Raw genomic sequence first — 16,896 nt, 5'->3', positions numbered from 1 at the left:
CAGGAATCTTGTAGAGGTTTTGCCATGTCCACCCCTGTGTCCGCCACCGGCAAACCCAAGATCGCCATCAGCGCCTGCCTGCTTGGCGAAAACGTGCGCTTCAACGGCGGGCACAAGCAATCCCCCCTGTGCAGCCAGACACTCGGTGAATACTTTGACTTCGTGCCACTGTGCCCCGAAGTCGCCATCGGCCTGGGCATCCCCCGCGAGCCGATCCGACTGGTGGGCGATCCGCAGCAACCGCAAGCCGTGGGCACCGTGCACCGTGAACTGAATGTGACCGCCCCGCTGGACGCTTATGGTCAACAAATGGCCGCCGAGCATACAGACCTGTGCGGCTATATCTTCATGCAGAAGTCGCCGTCCTGTGGCCTGGAACGGGTCAAGGTCTATCGCGACAATGGCACCCCGGTAGATGGCGGCGGGCGCGGTATCTATGCCCAGGCATTCTGTGCCCGCCACCCCAACCTGCCGGTGGAAGAAGATGGTCGCCTGCACGACCCGGTACTGCGCGAAAACTTCCTGACCCGAGTGTTTGTATATGCCACCTGGCAGCAACTGCTGGCCGAGGGATTGACCCGTCACCGCCTGCTGGCCTTCCACTCGCGCTACAAATACCTGCTGATGGCCCATAGCCCGGCCCACTATAAGAGCCTCGGCCATCTGCTGGGCAGCATGGGCAAGGATTGCGACCTGCAAAGCCTGGCTAGCGGCTATTTCAGCGAACTGATGAGCGCACTGAAAAAGTGCGCGACCCGTGGCACCCATTCCAACGTGCTGCAACACATCAGCGGCTACCTCAAGCAAGCCCTCAGCGCCGAGGACAAACAGGAAATGCAAACCCTGATCGGCCAATACCGTCACGGCATCGTGCCGCTAGTGGTACCGCTGACCTTGCTCAAACATCACTTTCGCCAACACCCGGACCGCTACATCGCGCAACAGGCCTACCTGCAGCCGCATCCGGAAAACCTCAGCCTGCGTAATGCGATCTAGCCCATGAATTTTTCCTTGCAACACCCAACCCAACCGGTCGAAGACGTGGCCCTGGCCCTGGCACAAGGCTGGCTGCCGATTCGCGAAGTGGCGCGCCAGACCGGGGTCAACGCGGTGACCCTGCGCGCCTGGGAGCGGCGCTATGGTTTGATCGTGCCGCAGCGCACCCCCAAGGGCCACCGGCTGTTCAACGCCGAACATGTACAGCGCATCCAGACCATCCTGACCTGGCTCAACCGTGGCGTGCCGGTCAGCCAGGTCAAGCAATTGATCGACAACGCCCAGCCGGTGGAAGGCAGCGCCGAAAATGAATGGCAGAGTCTGCGCCAGACGCTGGTGCAGGCCATCGCTCAACTGGCCGAACGCCGGGTGGATGATGTGTTCAACCAGGCCATGGCCCTTTACCCACCGCGCACCCTGTGCGAGCAACTGCTGTTGCCGCTGCTCAACGAGCTGGAACAGCGCTGGCAGGGCCAGTTCGGCGCACAAATGGAGCGGGTGTTTTTTCACTCCTGGCTGCGCAGCAAATTTGGCGCGCGGATGTATCACAACAATCGCCAGCTCAATGGTCCGCCGCTGCTGCTGATCAATCATTCCGACCTGCCGCTGGAGCCGCACCTGTGGCTGAGCGCCTGGCTCGCCAGCAGCACCGATTGCCCGGTGGAGGTCTTCGACTGGCCGTTGCCCAGCGGCGAACTGGCCTTGGCTGTTGAACACTTGCAACCCCGCGCCGTGCTGCTGTACTCAAGCAAGGCCATCAATCTGGCGGCCCTGCCGAAACTCTTGAGCGGCATCAGTTGCCCAACCCTTATCGCCGGACCAACGGTGTGCATCCACCAGGCTGAGTTGGCGGTATTAACCCAAGACATTCCTCAGTTGTTGTTGGCCGAAGACCCGTTGTCGGCCCATCAGCTCCTGATCCAGCGTGGGTTTCTTTAAATGCACCTGATCTGGCTGCGCAGCGACCTGCGCCTGCATGACAACACCGCCCTTGCGGCCGCCTGCCAGCGTGGCCCGACGGCGGCGGTGTACCTGATCACGCCTGAGCAATGGCTAGCCCATGACGACGCACCGTGCAAAGTCGACTTCTGGCTGCGCAACCTCAAGTGCCTGAGCCAAGCTCTGGGTGAATTGAATATCCCGCTGCTGATCCGCCACGCGGATACGTGGGACCAAGTGCCACAGGTATTGGCCGAGTTGTGCCAGGCCTTGTCGGTCCAGACCGTGCACGTCAACGAAGAGTACGGGATCCACGAGAGCCGGCGTGACGCTGCCGTAGCCATGGCCCTGGAAGCACAAGGGCTGGGGTTTCACAGCTACCTGGACCAACTGCTGTTCCAGCCCGGCAGCGTGCTGACCAAGACGGGCACCTACTTCCAAGTGTTCAGCCAGTTTCGCAAGGTCTGCTACAACCGCCTGCACACTGCCCTTCCACGTCGAGTGCCAACCCCCAAGGCCCAGGCCGCGCTGCCATTGGCCAGCGATGCGGTTCCCGAGCAGGTCAAGGGGTTTGCCCCGCCCAGCGACACCCTGCGCGCACTTTGGCCGGCCGGTGAAGACGAGGCACAGCGGCGCCTTGAGCAGTTTGCCGACGCTCAGATCAGCTACTACAAGGACGAGCGCGACTACCCGGCCAAACCCGGCACCAGCCAACTGTCGGCGTACCTCGCAGCCGGCGTGGTTTCGCCGCGCCAGTGCCTGCATGCGGCGCTGCAAAGCAACCAGGGTGAATTCGAAAGCGGCGATATCGGCGCCATCACCTGGATCAACGAGTTGCTGTGGCGCGAGTTCTACAAACATATCCTGGTGGGCTACCCACGGGTGTCGCGCCACCGCGCGTTTCGCCCGGAAACCGAAGCCGTGGCCTGGCGCCATGCCCCCGCTGACCTGGCGGCCTGGCAAGAGGCGCGCACCGGTCTGCCGATCATCGACGCCGCGATGCGCCAACTGCTGGAAACCGGCTGGATGCATAACCGCCTGCGCATGGTGGTGGCGATGTTCCTGACCAAGAACCTTTTGATCGACTGGCGCGAAGGCGAGCGCTTTTTCATGCGGCACTTGATCGACGGCGATCTGGCGGCCAACAACGGCGGCTGGCAGTGGAGTTCGTCCACCGGGACTGATTCGGCGCCGTACTTCCGCATTTTCAGCCCGCTGAGCCAGTCTGAAAAATTCGACGGCGAAGGGCGCTTTATCAAGCAGTGGCTACCGCAGCTGGCGGGCTTGAACAAGAAGGAAGTGCACAACCCCGACGCTGTCGGCGGTCTGTTTGGCGTGGCCGACTACCCACGGCCCATCGTCGACCTGAAGCATTCCCGTGAGCGAGCGTTGGCGGCCTTTCGCGCCCTGCCCTCGCGACAGGCGGTGGGAGGCGTATATGAGTGACTTCCTGCGCCAGTTCGCCCAGTCCTTCGCCCGCCTGGACAAACACAACCTGCACCTGCTCGACAGCCTGTACAGCCAGGACATCTCGTTTACCGATCCATTGCATCAGGTCCACGGTATCGGCGCGCTGAAGGCGTACTTCGCCGAGCTTTACAGCAACGTCGAGCAACTGCATTTTGACTTCCACGCCTTCGACCATGTGGCCGATGGCGAGGGTTATCTGCGCTGGACCATGAGCTTCTGTCACCCGCGCCTGGCAGGTGGCCGACAGATTCAAGTGCAGGGCTGCTCCTACCTGCTATGGCACGACAAGGTTTACCGGCACCGCGATTACTTTGATGCCGGCGCGCTGCTTTACGAACACCTGCCGGTACTTGGCCGGCTGGTCCGTTGGTTGAAAGGGAGAATGGCATGAGCCTGAAATCGCCACGGCGTTATTGGCTGACAGGGGCAAGCAGTGGCATCGGTGCCGCACTGGCCGAAGAGTTGCTCGGCAGTGGTGCGCAGGTGGCGCTGAGTGCGCGCTCCAAGGCGCCACTGGAACAACTTGCCCAACGTTACCCCGGGCAAGTGCTGGTGGTAGCCGGCGACTTGACCAACAGCCAGGTGGTACGGGAAATCGGCGAACAGATCGCGCAAACCTGGGGCGCCCTGGACACTGTGATCCTCAATGCCGGCACCTGCGAATATGTGGATGCCAAGCAGTTCGATGCCTCGATTATCGAACACGTGGTGCGCACCAACCTGTTGGCCAGCAGTTATTGCATCGAAGCCGCGCTGCCGCTGCTGCGTGCTGGGAAAACTCCGCACCTGGTGGGCGTCGCCAGTGCCGTCACCTACCTGCCGATGCCCCGCGCCGAAGCCTATGGCGCGTCCAAGGCCGGCCTGCGCTACTTGTTCGAATCCCTGCGCATCGACCTGTCGCCCGAAGGCATTGATGTCACCGTAGTCAGCCCCGGGTTCGTCGATACCCCACTGACCGAACGCAACGATTTCCCGATGCCTTTGAGCTGGCCGGCCGACAAAGCCGCACGGCATATTTTCAGCAAACTTGAAAAACGCCCGCTGGAGATCGCCTTCCCAGCCCTGTTTATCGCCACCCTGTGGCCGTTGTCGAAACTGCCGAACCGCGCGCAACTGATCATCGGCAAGCGCATGCTGCGCAGCCCGCCGCCGCAAAAGGACGACCTGTGAAAGTCGCCATTATCGGCAGCGGTATTTCCGGGCTGACCACTGCCTATCTGCTCAGCCGCCGCCATGACATCACGCTGTTCGAAGCCGCCGATAGGATTGGCGGCCATACCCACACGGTAGACGTGGTCGTCGATGGCACACAGTACGCGGTGGACACCGGCTTTATCGTGTTCAACGACTGGACCTACCCCAACTTCATCCGCCTGTTGCAGCAAATCGGCGTGCCGTTCAAGCCAACCCAAATGAGCTTCTCAGTCTGCGCCCCAGAGGAAAACGTCGAATACAACGGCAATAACCTCAACAGCCTGTTCGCCCAGCGCAGCAATATCCTGTCCCCAAGTTTCTGGGGCATGTTGCGCGACATCCTGCGCTTCAATCGCCAGGCGCCCCTGGATTTGCAGGAGCAACGCATCAGCGCGCAGATGACCCTGGGTGAATACTTGCAGGCGGGCAATTACGGCCCGCGCTTTATCCGCCACTACATCGTGCCCATGGGCGCGGCTATCTGGTCGATGTCCCTGGCGGACATGCTGGCGTTTCCGCTGCAGTTCTTTGTGCGTTTCTTTAAGAACCACGGCTTGCTGTCGGTGAGCAACCGGCCGCAATGGTGCGTGATCGAAGGTGGCTCCAGCCGCTATATCGAGCCACTGACCCGCTCGTTTCGCCAACAGATCCGCCTCAACTGCCCGGTACAGAAAGTCGAGCGCACGCCAGAAGGTGCAGTGATCCACAGTGCCGATGGCCGTGAGATCTTCGACAAAGTGATCTTCGCCTGTCACAGCGACCAGGCCCTGGCTTTGCTGGACAATCCCAGCCTGGCTGAACAGCAGATCCTTGGGGCGATAACCTACGCCGACAATGACGTGGTCCTGCACACCGATACCCGCTTGCTGCCCGATCGCCGCCTGGCCTGGGCCAGCTGGAACTATCGGCTGGACACCAGCACGCACAAGCCGGCAGCCGTCACCTACGCCATGAACATCCTGCAAGGGATCGACAGCGACACCACCTTTTGCGTGAGCCTCAACCAGACGGCGATTATCAACCCGCTGAAAATCCTTGCCCGCTACACCTATGCCCATCCGCAATACAGCCTGGCGGCGGTAGCGGCGCAGGCACGCTGGGAAGAATTGCATGGCGCCCAGCACACCTATTATTGCGGGGCCTACTGGGCCAGCGGCTTTCATGAGGACGGCGTGGTCAGCGCCCTGCGCGTGGCCCAGGCGTTTGGGGAGACCCTGTGAACAGCGCCCTCTACAGTGGCTGGATTGCCCACCGGCGATTCACTCCAAAGGGCCATGCCTTTCGCTATCGCATCGGCCTGCTGTACCTGGACCTCAGCGAACAGGAACAGGTCCTGGGGCTATCACCATTGGCCGGCACTGGCCGATTCGCGCCCTTTGCGTTTCGCCAGCAGGATTACCTGCGTGACTTGACCCGCGACGGCACCTGCTTGAGCGATGCCGTACGCCAACTGGTCGCCACGGCGCTGGGGCATACCCCCCAAGGCAATATCTGCCTGCTGACCCAGGTCCGCAGCTGGGGCCTGGCGTTTAACCCGGTGAGTTTCTTCTACTGCTTCGAGAGCGACGGGCAACTGGCGGCGATTGTCTGTGAAGTGACCAACACCCCGTGGCGCGAGCGCTATCACTATGTGCTGCCAGCCCAGGCAGGGGCTGGCGCCGAGCATCAGCATTTCGCGGTAGCCAAGGCCTTTCATGTTTCGCCGTTCCTGCCCAGGGATCTGCAATACCGCATGAGCTTCAGCCCGCCCGGCCAGCGCCTGGGGGTGCATATGGCCGACTGGCAAGGCGAGACCAAGGTGTTCGACGCCACCTTGAACCTGCAACGCGAAGCCCTCGACCGCGCCAGCCTGCATCGCTACTTGCTGCGCTTTCCGTGGATGACCGCCAAGACCTGCCTGGCTATCTACTGGCAAGCCCTGCGCCTGCTACTTAAACGCACACCGATTTTCCCCCATCAGGCGGCCGATGACGCCTGTGCAATTGGGTATCCCAAGGATCGCCACCATGAAATCCCCTAGCTTATCGGTCAAATCCCACCGCCTGAACATCAACGGCCTGACCGGCGCGCTGTTGCGCAAGGCCGTGCTACGCCAACTCGGCAAACTACGCCATGGCCAACTGGTGGTGATCGAGGACGGCGAACGCCAAGTGTTCGGTGCCCGCGAAGCACATTTGTTGGGTGAGATCCAGATCCTCGACCCGGCCGTGTGGGGCCTGGTGGCTGCCAACGGTTCCATCGGCGCGGGCGAGGCGTTCATTCATGGCTTCTGGAGCAGCCCGGACCTGACTGCCGTGGTGCGCGTGATGGTCAGTAATCTCGATGTGCTGGACGCCCTTGAAGGTGGCCTGGCCAAGCTGGCCCGCCCCGTCACCCAAGGCCTGCACTGGCTCAACCGCAACACCCGCAAGGGCTCGCAAAAAAACATCGCCGCCCACTACGACCTGGGTAACGACCTGTTCCAGGAGTTTCTCGACCCGACCATGATGTATTCGGCGGCGCAGTTCCTTAGCGCCGAAGATACGCTGGAGCAGGCACAACTCAACAAGCTGGAACGCATCTGCCAGAAACTGGCACTCAAACCCTCGGACCATCTGCTGGAAATCGGCACCGGCTGGGGCAGCATGGCCCTGTACGCAGCACAGCAGTACGGTTGCCGGGTTACCACGACCACCTTGTCCAAAGAACAATTTGCCTACACCGAACAACGCATCCAGGCCTTGGGTTTGCAGAATCAGGTGACGCTGCTGCTGCAGGACTACCGCGACCTGAGCGGGCAGTACGACAAGCTGGTGTCCATTGAAATGATCGAAGCCGTGGGCCATCGTTTCCTGCCCACCTACTTCAAGCAATGCGCGCACTTGCTCAAGAGCGACGGGCTGATGTTGCTGCAGGCCATCACCATCCGCGAACAACGCTATGAGCAGGCCAAGGGCAGCGTCGACTTTATCCAGCGCTACATCTTCCCCGGCGGCGCGCTGCCCTGTGTGCAGAAGATGTTGCAGATCGTCAGCCGCGACACCGATATGAACCTGCTGCACATGGAAGACTTCGGCCTGCATTACGCGCGAACTCTGCGCTTGTGGCATGAGAACTTTCGCCGCGCCCATGGCCGGCTGACGGAATTGGGCTACGACGAATACTTCCTGCGGTTGTGGGAGTTCTACCTGTGCTACTGCGAAGGCGGCTTTATGGAACGCACCATCGGCACCGCGCAATTGCTGCTGGCCAAGCCCTGCGCGGTGACACAACCGTTGCTCGGGCGTTTCAATGCTTAAAAACCTGGCCAATGCCGCATTGTTCCAGTGCGGCTGGTTTGCCTGTGTGATGGGTGGCGACAGCTTGTGGCTATTGCTCGGGCTGGCCGTGCTGGCAATCCACCTGCTGTGGATAACTTCGTGGGCCGTTGAAGGGCGGCTGATCTTGAGCGTGACCTTGCTCGGCACCCTGCTCGACACGCTATTGCGCACGGTAGGTGTGTTCGAGTTCAGCGAACCGGGCCCGTTGATTCCTTGGTGGTTGATCGTGCTGTGGGCGCTGCTGGCGACCACCTTGCGCCACTGCCTGGCCTGGAGTGCCCGGCCCTGGTGGCGCGCAAGCCTGCTGGGGGCCGCGGGCGGGTCGCTGTCGTACTACGCCGGCAGCCAGTTGGCAGGCGTGAGCTTCGGATTTGCCACAGCCCCGACCCTGGTGGCAATCGCGCTGCTTTGGGCCGTGGTATTTCCCGGCCTGCACCGGCTTGCGCGCTGACGTCCGTCAGAGCTTTCACACGCACTCGAGCGGCTTGCCTTACACTGCGCGTCTATGACCAACATCCCCCACACCCAAATCCCCGAACCCGCCGTCACCTGTTCCACGTGCGCAGCCTGCTGCTGTCAATTGGAAGTCATGCTGATCACCGACACCGGCGTGCCTGATCGCTATATCGACACGGACGATTGGGGCGGCGAAGTCATGCTGCGCCTGGACGACGGCTGGTGCGCCGCACTGGATCGCGACACGATGATGTGCACGATCTATGAAAAACGACCGCTGATTTGCCGGGAATTCGAGATGGGCGCGCCGGAGTGCCTTGAAGAGCGCCAGGGGATTGCAACGGTCTACCGCTGAGCCTGAAAACGGTGGTGGTCAAATGTGGGAGCGGGCTTGTGTGGGAGCTGGCTTGCCTGCGATAGCATCACTTCGGTTTGCCTGAAGCACCGAGTCGTCTGCATCGCAGGCAAGCCCGGCTCCCACACAAGCCCGCTCCTACAGGCGTCGGGCTGTGCTTGGGTAGTATCAGAGCGGCATTGTGTAGTTCAACGAATAGCTCTCGATACCATCGTTGTGGCTGCTGATACCGGCGTTGGAATAGTGCGTGGCACGGATCCCCACCTGGTGCCCACCGGCAAAGCGCAAGCCAAAGCCCAGGCGATCTTCGAACTGGAAAGCCCCGCCAATGTTGTTGTCTTCCACCTTGGTGCGCGAGAACAGCGCCACGCCGATCCCCGCTTCGATATAGGGTTTCACCGACTCGCCGGCGAACTCATACACAAACACCGGGGAAAACGACAAGCTGCTGACACTGGCGCGTTCATCACCGTCCCAGAAGGTATAGGCGCCGCTCCAGTAGCCGGTCAGGCGCCCGACATCGCTCTGCCACCAGCTCTTGTCCCAGTCCGATTGCAGGCCCAGGCGATAGGTCATGGTCGAATCGCTTGTATGCCCCACCCCAAATTCCAGGCCGGCAGCCTGGGAAGAAACAGAGTGCCCTACCAAAACGGCCGCAATCGCAGCCAAACAGAACAAGCGCTTCATAAGAAACATCCTTTCCAAACGAAGTTGTATGGTTTTGTATTGCTCATCAAGAGCTATAGAAATCACGGACAACGCAGAAGTTCAGCTGAAAAACCCGCCATTTCACGAATTTTTCACAGGGCGAAGCTTCGCACAACGCCGCTGAATTTCCATAGTGTGGGTAGGACATTTCTTAGGTGCTGCGGATCTCCGCTGGTCCAGAATTGCGTGGCCCGGGGATTGCCGTCGGCCAGCAGGTGGCGCTCGCCCAGCAGACGCTGCAACTGGCGCGCCACTGCCGCACCGGTGTCGATCAGGATGATCGACGGTGGCAGCATCGTCGCCAGCAGTGGCTTGAGGAAAGGATAGTGGGTGCAACCGAGGATGATGGTGTCGCACCCTGCCTCGACCAGCGGCGCCACATACCCTTGTAGCCTCTGGCGCAGTGCCGGGCTGTTCAGGTCGCCGGCTTCGATCAGTTCTACCAGCCCCGGGCAAGGTTGGGTAATCACCCGCACATCGGTGGCAAAGCGATCCAGCAACGCGGCAAACTTGGCACTTTGCAAGGTGCCGGTGGTGGCCAGCACCCCGACCACACCGCTGCGCGTCGCGGCAGCCGCTGGCTTGACCGCCGGCTCCATGCCCACCAGTGGCCAATCCGGATAATCACTACGCAAATCCGCGACCGCCGCCACGGTTGCCGTGTTGCAGGCAATCACAAAGGCCTTGGCGCCCTGCTCGCGGAAAAATTCTGCAACCACTCGCGAACGTTCGCGAATGAATGCAGGGGTTTTCTCGCCGTAGGGGATATGCCCGCAATCGGCCACGTACAGCAGCGACTCGTGGGGCAACAAACGATGAATTTCGTCGAGCACCGACAGGCCGCCGACCCCGGAGTCGAATACACCAATCGGTGCATCCTTAACCATGCTGGCGACCGCAGACGCTACAACCGGGATCACGCTTGACCCGCAGCTCGCGAAAACGAGTGCCCAGCGCATCGATCAGCAGCAGGCGGCCGACCAGGGGTTCGCCAAAACCGGCCAGCAGCTTCAGGGCTTCCAAAGCTTGCAGGCTGCCGACCAGGCCCACCAGCGGACCGGCGACGCCGGCTTCGCTGCAGGTCAGTTCGGTGTCGCTGCCGTGCCCGTATAAACAGTGGTAGCACGGGCTTTCCGGGCGCCGCGGGTCGAACACCGAGAGTTGGCCTTCGAGGCGAATCGCCGCACCGCTGACCAAGGGTTTGCCCGCTTCCACGCACGCCGCGTTCACCGCTTCGCGGGTACTGAAGTTGTCGCAGCAATCGAGCACCAGGTCGACGCCGGCTACGGCAGCGGCCAACGAATCAACGTCCAGCGCCACGCGGTGGGCAATCAGCCGGATCTCGGGGTTGATCGCGCTCAAGCGGCGGATAGCCGAATCGACCTTGCTCAGGCCGACGCTGTCGGTGTCGTGGATGATCTGGCGTTGCAGGTTAGTCAGGTCGACGGTATCAAAGTCCGCCAGATGCAGTTCACCTACGCCAGCGGCGGCCAGGTACAGGGCCACCGGCGCTCCGAGACCACCCAGGCCGACGATCAATACACGGCTGTTTTTCAGGCGCAATTGGCCTTCGATATCGACCTGTTGCAACAGAATCTGTCGGCTATAGCGCAACAGCTCCTGATCGGTCAGCACGGCCGGCGTCCCAGGCTGATGCGCTCATGGCCGCCGAGGTCGATACGGCTGTGGACCTCGGCAAAACCTTGCGCCAGCAACAGGTCACGCACCGCAGGTGCCTGGTCGTAGCCATGCTCGAGCAGCAACCAGCCACCGGCCTCCAGGTGCAGCGGCGCCTGGGCAATGATCTGCCGCAGGTCGTCCAGGCCATCGTGGCCTGCAACCAACGCGCTGGCCGGTTCGAAGCGCACATCGCCCGCCACCAGGTGCGGATCGCTGTCGGCAATATAAGGTGGGTTGCTGATGATCAGGTGATAGGTGTGATCTTTCAGGGCGCTGAACCAATGGCTGTTAAGCACCGTGACGTTATTCAGGTGCAAGCGCTGGCGATTGCGCTCGGCCAGGGCCACGGCTTCGAGCACGCGATCCACCGCCGTTACGCGCCAGGTCGGGCGCTCGCTGGCCAGGGCCAGAGCGATGGCGCCGCTGCCGGTGCCCAGGTCGAGGACGTTGGCCGGGGTGGCGGGCAATAATTCCAGGGCCGCTTCCACCAGCAGTTCGGTGTCCGGGCGCGGGATCAGCGTGTGCGGCGCGACTTCCAGGTCAAGTTTCCAGAAGCCTTGCTGGCCGAGGATATAGGCCACCGGTTCCCCACCGCGGCGACGCTGCAGGTAGTCGGCAAAGCGCAGCGCGTCTTCGCTGCTGACGATTTTTTCCGGCCAGGTGTGCAGGTAGCTGCGGGACTTGCCCAGGGCAGCCGCCAGCAGCAACTCCGCATCCAGACGGGCAGTCGGCGAGTCGGGCAGCTCGGCGGCGCGCAACAAGCTGGCAATAATGGTCATTTATTCACCTATCGCGGCCAGTTGGTCGGCCTGGTATTCGGCAAGCAACGGCTCGATCACTGCGTCCACGCCACCGGCAAGGATTTCGTCCAGGGAATACAGGGTCAGGTTGACCCGATGGTCGGTGACCCGGCCCTGGGCGTAGTTATAGGTGCGAATGCGCTCGGAACGGTCACCCGAGCCCACCAGCAACTTGCGCTCGCTGGCAATCGCGTTGGCCGCGGCGCTGGTCTGCTGGTCGTTGAGCTTGGCCGACAGCCAGGACATGGCCCGCGCACGGTTCTTGTGCTGGGATCGCTCTTCCTGGCACTCCACCACAATGCCGGACGGCAAGTGAGTGATGCGGATTGCCGAGTCGGTCTTGTTGACGTGCTGGCCACCGGCGCCGGACGAGCGATAAGTGTCGACACGCAAGTCCGCCGGGTTGATTTCGATGGCTTCCTGCTCGTCCGGCTCGGGCAATACCGCCACGGTGCAGGCCGAGGTGTGGATGCGGCCTTGGGACTCGGTGGCTGGAACGCGCTGTACGCGGTGGGCGCCGGACTCGAACTTCAGCTTGCCGTAGACGTTCTCGCCTTCGACCCGGGCGATGATTTCCTTGTAGCCGCCGTGCTCCCCTTCGTTCTCGGAGAGGATTTCCACACGCCAGCCGCGACGCTCGGCATAACGCGAATACATGCGGAACAGGTCGCCGGAGAAGATCGCCGCTTCGTCGCCGCCGGTACCGGCGCGGATTTCCAGGAAGACGTTGCGCCCGTCGTTAGGGTCCTTGGGCAGCAACATGCGTTGCAGGTCGCCTTCCAGTTCAACGAGCTTTTCCTTGGCTTCGCGGACTTCTTCCACGGCCATTTCACGCATGTCCGGGTCGCTGTCCTTGAGCAGCGCCTGGGCGCCTTCGAGGTCGGCCTGCACTTTGAGCAGTTGCGAATAGGTGGTCACGATCGGCTCAACTTCCGCGTATTCCTTGGAATAGGCACGGAACTTGGTTTGATCGGAAATAACCTCGCCGTCGCCGAGCAAGGCGGTCAGTTCTTCGAAACGGTCCTGGAGCACGTCCAGTTTATTGAGCAGTGACGCTTTCATTGCGGTTTTTTATCCGAAGAGCTGTCTGACGCGCCCTCACCGAGGGCAAAGAGTTCCTGGGCCATGGCCAGCGCATCGAGGCGGCCTTCGGCTGTCAGTTTTTTAAGCTGTACGCTGGGAGCATGCAACAGCTTGTTGGTGAGGCCACGGGCCAATTGCATCAAGATGTCTTCAGCGTTTCCGCCGTTGGCCAGCAGGCGCTGGGCCTTGAGCAATTCCTCGTCACGCAAGCGCTCGCCCTGTTGGCGATAGGCCTTGAGTACATCCACGGCGGCCAGCTCGCGCAGGCGCACCATAAAATCATCGGCGCCGATCGCGACCATTTCCTCGGCGGCCTGGGCAGCACCCTGGCGGCTCTTGAGGTTTTCGGCGACCACTTCATGCAGGTCGTCGACGCTATAGAGGTAAACGTCGTCCAACTCGCCGACTTCCGGCTCGATATCCCGGGGAACGGCGATATCCACCATGAAAATCGGTTTGTGCTTGCGCAGCTTCAAGGCGCTTTCCACCGCCCCCTTGCCCAGGATCGGCAACTGGCTGGCGGTGGAGCTGATCACGATATCGCTGCGCACCAGTTCGGCCGGGATATCAGCCAGCAATACCGCGTGGGCGCCGAACTCTTCGGCCAGGATGCTGGCGCGCTCCAGGGTACGGTTGGCCACTACGATACGCTTGACGCCCAGGTCATGCAGATGCCGGGCGACCAGGGTGATGGTCTCGCCCGCGCCGATCAGCAGGGCCTGGCTGCGCTGCAGGTCGCTGAAGATCTGCTTGGCCAGGCTGACAGCAGCAAAAGCCACGGAGACCGGGTTTTCGCCAATCGCTGTATCGGTGCGCACCTGCTTGGCCGAATTGAAGGTGGCCTGGAACAAACGCCCCAGTAACGGCCCTACGGTCCCGGCTTCGCGGGCCACGGCGTAGGCCGACTTCATCTGGCCGAGGATTTGCGGTTCGCCCAACACCAGCGAATCAAGCCCGGATGCAACACGCATCATGTGACGAACTGCCGCATCATCTTCATGCACATAAGCACTGGCGCGCAGGTCATCCAGGCTCAAATGATGGTAATCAGCCAGCCAGCGCAGCACGACATCCGCCGAAAGATGTTCCTGCTCTATATAGAGCTCGCTGCGATTGCAGGTGGAAAGGATCGCAGCTTCGCGGCTGTCGGTGAGCCGGCACAGCTGCTGCAAAGCCTCAACCAATTGCTCCGGGGTAAACGCCACGCGCTCGCGGACGTCTACAGAAGCAGTCTTGTGGTTGATACCCAGAGCAAGGAAGGCCATTCAATATCGCTGATGATGTCGAGAAGCCGACAATTGTCCTACTTCGACTCATCCAGAACAACCACCGTCGTCTATTGTCCTAATGCCTTGCGTCTATAAAGGCCCTTTGTAGGAGCGCGCTTGCTCGCGAAAATCGTCAACGATAACGCTGGCACTCTGGGTAAACGCGGCGTCTTGGCGTTTTTCGCGAGCAAGCTCGCTCCTACAGGGAGAGCATTTAAGGCAATCCGAGTGCCCCGGTTATGTTTGGCCGAGGGCTTGTGTCATGATGATCCGACCGCAGGTTAGTCGTCCTCTTCCTATATGAATAGATCTTCCGCGTTGCTCCTTGCCCTTGCCTTCCTCGGCGGCTGCCAGTCCATGGCCCCCGTATCGCCGCAGAGTCCTGCGCCGGTGGAAGACAGCACCCCCGCCCCTGAAAAACCCAAGGTTTATTCCTCGTTCAGCGAAGAAACGGTGTTCAGCCTGCTGAGCGCGGAGCTCGCCGGCCAGCGCAATCGTTTCGACATTGCCCTGGACAACTACGTGACCCAGGCCATCAACACCCAGGACCCGGGGATTTCCGAGCGAGCATTTCGCATCGCCGAATACCTGGGCGCCGACCAGGCTGCACTGGATACCGCGCTGATCTGGGCGAAAAACGCCCCGGACGACCTGGAAGCCCAGCGCGCCGCGGCGATCCAACTGGCGCGTGCCGGGCGCTACGACGACTCCATGGTCTATATGGAGAAAGTCTTGCAGGGCAAGGGCGATACCCATTTTGACTTCCTCGCCCTTTCAGCGGCCGATACCGACCAGGACACCCGCGACGGCCTGATGAAGAGTTTCGACCGCCTGCTGCAAAAGCACCCGAGCAACGGCCAGTTGGTATTTGGCAAAGCGCTGCTGCTGCAACAGGATGACGAACCGCAAGCCGCCCTCAAGCTGCTGGAGCAAAACCCGCCGGAAGAAGGCGAAATCGCCCCACTGCTTTTGCGCGCACGCCTGCTGCAAAGCCTAAACCGGGGCAAGGAAGCCTTGCCGCTGCTGCAAAAGAGCATCAAGAAGTATCCGGACGACAAGCGCCTGCGCCTGACTTACGCGCGCATGCTGGTGGAACAAGACCGCATGGAAGACGCCAAGGTGGAGTTCGCCAGCCTGGTCCAGCAATACCCGGACGATGACGAACTACGCTACTCCCTGGCGCTGGTCTGCCTGGAAGCCAAGGCCTGGGAAGAGGCCAAGGGTTATCTTGAAGACCTGATCGCCCGGGAAAGTCATGTTGACTCGGCCCACCTGAACCTGGGGCGCATCGCCGAGGAGCGGGATGATCCGCAAGGCGCGCTGATCGAATACGCTCAGGTCGGCCCTGGCAACGACTACCTGCCGGCGCAATTGCGCCAGGCCGATATCCTGATGAACAACGGCCGTACCGACGAAGCCGAAAAACGCCTGGCTGCTGCCCGCGATGCCGAGCCGGACTATGCCATCCAGCTGTATCTGATCCAGGCCGAGACCTTGTCGGCCAACAATCAGGGGGAGCGCGCCTGGAAAATCCTCGCCCAGGCCCTGCTGCAATACCCCGACGACCTGAACTTGCTGTACACCCGCGCCATGCAGGCCGAGAAACGCAATGACCTGGCGCAGATGGAAAAGGACCTGCGCCTGATCATCAAGCGCGATCCGGACAATGCCATGGCACTGAACGCCCTGGGCTACACCTTGTCAGACCGTACAACGCGCTACGCCGAGGCCAAGGCCCTGATCGAACAGGCGCACCAGCTCAACCCGGAAGACCCGGCAGTGCTGGACAGCCTGGGCTGGGTGAATTACCGCCTGGGCAACCTCGACGAAGCCGAACGCCTGTTGCGCCAGGCCCTGGAGCGGTTCCCCGACCAGGAAGTCGCCGCACACCTGGGCGAAGTGCTCTGGGCCAAAGGCAACCAGCGCGAAGCCCGACAAATCTGGGCCAAGTTCCTCAAGGAACAACCCGACAGCCCTATCCTGCGCAGCACCATCAAGCGCCTGACCGGATCCGAGACTCTTTAATTCTATGTTTTTGCGCCACGTCATCGTTTTCAGTTTTATCGCCCTGCTCGCCGGTTGTGCGGGCTTCGGTGCCCGTGAGTCCGTCGAAGGCCAGGGCAACCCGGCGCAATGGCGCCAGCACAAGGATCAGCTCAGCAGCATTGATGGCTGGCAGATCGAAGGCAAGATTGGCGTGCGCGCACCGAAGGATTCGGGCAGCGGCACCTTGTTCTGGCTGCAACGCCAGGACTATTACGACATCCGCCTCTCTGGCCCCCTGGGCCGTGGCGCTGCACGCCTGACCGGGCGACCGGGGCAAGTTAGCCTCGAAGTGGCCAACCAGGGCCGCTATGAAGCGCCATCACCGGAGGCATTGCTTGAAGAGCAGGTCGGTTGGAAGTTGCCGGTCTCACACCTGGTCTGGTGGGTTCGCGGTCTGCCCGCGCCAGACAGCAAGAGCCGCTTGAGCCTCAATGGCGATAGCCGCCTGGCCACCCTGGAACAGGATGGCTGGCAGGTTGAGTACCTCAGCTATGTGGAACAGAGCGGCTACTGGCTGCCCGAACGTATCAAGCTGCACGGCAGCAACCTTGACGTCACGCTGGTGATCAAGGACTGGCAACCACGCAAGCTGGGGCAGTGAC

The 16,896-nt window shown here is 61.5% G+C and carries 18 protein-coding genes; 12 read left to right on the top strand and 6 right to left on the bottom strand.

The features are described 5' to 3' along the window. Positions 1-36 precede the first annotated feature (36 nt). The 10 genes from JTY93_RS04435 to JTY93_RS04390 are packed head-to-tail and all read left to right on the top strand — an operon-like array spanning position 37 to position 8,709. Entirely contained in the window at positions 37-996 is a 960-nt protein-coding gene (locus JTY93_RS04435) for a YbgA family protein (RefSeq protein WP_375373149.1), read from the top strand. Positions 997-999: 3 nt separating this feature from the next. Continuing rightward, a complete protein-coding gene (locus JTY93_RS04430) occupies positions 1,000-1,935 on the top strand; it encodes a MerR family transcriptional regulator (RefSeq protein WP_205477004.1) in 936 nt (311 codons plus the stop codon). Then, complete coding sequence (gene phrB / locus JTY93_RS04425) at positions 1,936-3,381, top strand: deoxyribodipyrimidine photo-lyase (protein WP_205477003.1); 1,446 nt, start codon at positions 1,936-1,938, stop codon at positions 3,379-3,381. It abuts the gene before it with no gap. Continuing rightward, the gene (locus JTY93_RS04420; RefSeq protein ID WP_205477002.1) at positions 3,374-3,796 is read left to right on the top strand and encodes a nuclear transport factor 2 family protein; all 423 of its coding nucleotides are present in this window, start codon (positions 3,374-3,376) and stop codon (positions 3,794-3,796) included. Before phrB ends, JTY93_RS04420 begins: the two co-directional genes overlap by 8 nt. Continuing rightward, positions 3,793-4,575, top strand: coding sequence for an SDR family NAD(P)-dependent oxidoreductase (locus tag JTY93_RS04415; protein ID WP_205477001.1), 783 nt, complete (start codon positions 3,793-3,795; stop codon positions 4,573-4,575). Before JTY93_RS04420 ends, JTY93_RS04415 begins: the two co-directional genes overlap by 4 nt. After that, entirely contained in the window at positions 4,572-5,819 is a 1,248-nt protein-coding gene (locus JTY93_RS04410) for an NAD(P)/FAD-dependent oxidoreductase (protein WP_205477000.1), read from the top strand. Before JTY93_RS04415 ends, JTY93_RS04410 begins: the two co-directional genes overlap by 4 nt. Continuing rightward, entirely contained in the window at positions 5,816-6,619 is an 804-nt protein-coding gene (locus JTY93_RS04405) for a DUF1365 domain-containing protein (RefSeq protein WP_205476999.1), read from the top strand. The genes JTY93_RS04410 and JTY93_RS04405 overlap by 4 nt, the downstream gene beginning before the upstream one ends. Continuing rightward, the gene (locus tag JTY93_RS04400; RefSeq protein WP_205476998.1) at positions 6,606-7,877 is read left to right on the top strand and encodes an SAM-dependent methyltransferase; all 1,272 of its coding nucleotides are present in this window, start codon (positions 6,606-6,608) and stop codon (positions 7,875-7,877) included. The genes JTY93_RS04405 and JTY93_RS04400 overlap by 14 nt, the downstream gene beginning before the upstream one ends. Further along, positions 7,870-8,349: a DUF2878 domain-containing protein gene (locus JTY93_RS04395; RefSeq protein WP_205476997.1), complete on the top strand. Its 480-nt coding sequence runs from the start codon at positions 7,870-7,872 to the stop codon at positions 8,347-8,349. The genes JTY93_RS04400 and JTY93_RS04395 overlap by 8 nt, the downstream gene beginning before the upstream one ends. A gap of 54 nt (positions 8,350-8,403) precedes the next feature. Continuing rightward, the gene (locus tag JTY93_RS04390) at positions 8,404-8,709 is read left to right on the top strand and encodes a YkgJ family cysteine cluster protein (protein ID WP_205476996.1); all 306 of its coding nucleotides are present in this window, start codon (positions 8,404-8,406) and stop codon (positions 8,707-8,709) included. Positions 8,710-8,877: 168 nt separating this feature from the next. Here JTY93_RS04390 and JTY93_RS04385 read toward each other — a convergent pair whose 3' ends face one another. The 6 genes from JTY93_RS04385 to hemA form a co-directional block, all read right to left on the bottom strand. After that, positions 8,878-9,396: an acyloxyacyl hydrolase gene (locus tag JTY93_RS04385; protein ID WP_133715580.1), complete on the bottom strand. Its 519-nt coding sequence runs from the start codon at positions 9,394-9,396 to the stop codon at positions 8,878-8,880. A gap of 113 nt (positions 9,397-9,509) precedes the next feature. Next, a complete protein-coding gene (gene murI / locus JTY93_RS04380; protein ID WP_205476995.1) occupies positions 9,510-10,304 on the bottom strand; it encodes a glutamate racemase in 795 nt (264 codons plus the stop codon). Beyond that, positions 10,297-11,052, bottom strand: coding sequence for a molybdopterin-synthase adenylyltransferase MoeB (locus JTY93_RS04375; protein WP_205476994.1), 756 nt, complete (start codon positions 11,050-11,052; stop codon positions 10,297-10,299). Before JTY93_RS04375 ends, murI begins: the two co-directional genes overlap by 8 nt. Continuing rightward, positions 11,046-11,876 carry a peptide chain release factor N(5)-glutamine methyltransferase gene (gene prmC, locus JTY93_RS04370; RefSeq protein WP_205476993.1) on the bottom strand — a complete coding sequence of 277 codons (831 nt, stop codon included), beginning with the start codon at positions 11,874-11,876 and terminating at the stop codon, positions 11,046-11,048. The genes JTY93_RS04375 and prmC overlap by 7 nt, the downstream gene beginning before the upstream one ends. Beyond that, complete coding sequence (gene prfA, locus JTY93_RS04365; protein ID WP_169954857.1) at positions 11,877-12,959, bottom strand: peptide chain release factor 1; 1,083 nt, start codon at positions 12,957-12,959, stop codon at positions 11,877-11,879. Then, entirely contained in the window at positions 12,956-14,245 is a 1,290-nt protein-coding gene (hemA, locus tag JTY93_RS04360; protein WP_169996188.1) for a glutamyl-tRNA reductase, read from the bottom strand. Before hemA ends, prfA begins: the two co-directional genes overlap by 4 nt. A gap of 303 nt (positions 14,246-14,548) precedes the next feature. On the opposite strand from hemA, the gene JTY93_RS04355 reads away from it, so the two are divergent. Continuing rightward, positions 14,549-16,273: a tetratricopeptide repeat protein gene (locus tag JTY93_RS04355; protein ID WP_205476992.1), complete on the top strand. Its 1,725-nt coding sequence runs from the start codon at positions 14,549-14,551 to the stop codon at positions 16,271-16,273. Positions 16,274-16,277: 4 nt separating this feature from the next. Next, the gene (gene lolB / locus JTY93_RS04350) at positions 16,278-16,895 is read left to right on the top strand and encodes a lipoprotein insertase outer membrane protein LolB (protein ID WP_205476991.1); all 618 of its coding nucleotides are present in this window, start codon (positions 16,278-16,280) and stop codon (positions 16,893-16,895) included. Position 16,896: the final 1 nt, after the last annotated feature.

The organism is Pseudomonas hygromyciniae (genome assembly GCF_016925675.1).
Lineage (GTDB): Bacteria > Pseudomonadota > Gammaproteobacteria > Pseudomonadales > Pseudomonadaceae > Aquipseudomonas > Aquipseudomonas hygromyciniae.
This window is presented reverse-complemented; position numbering and strand designations above follow the sequence as displayed.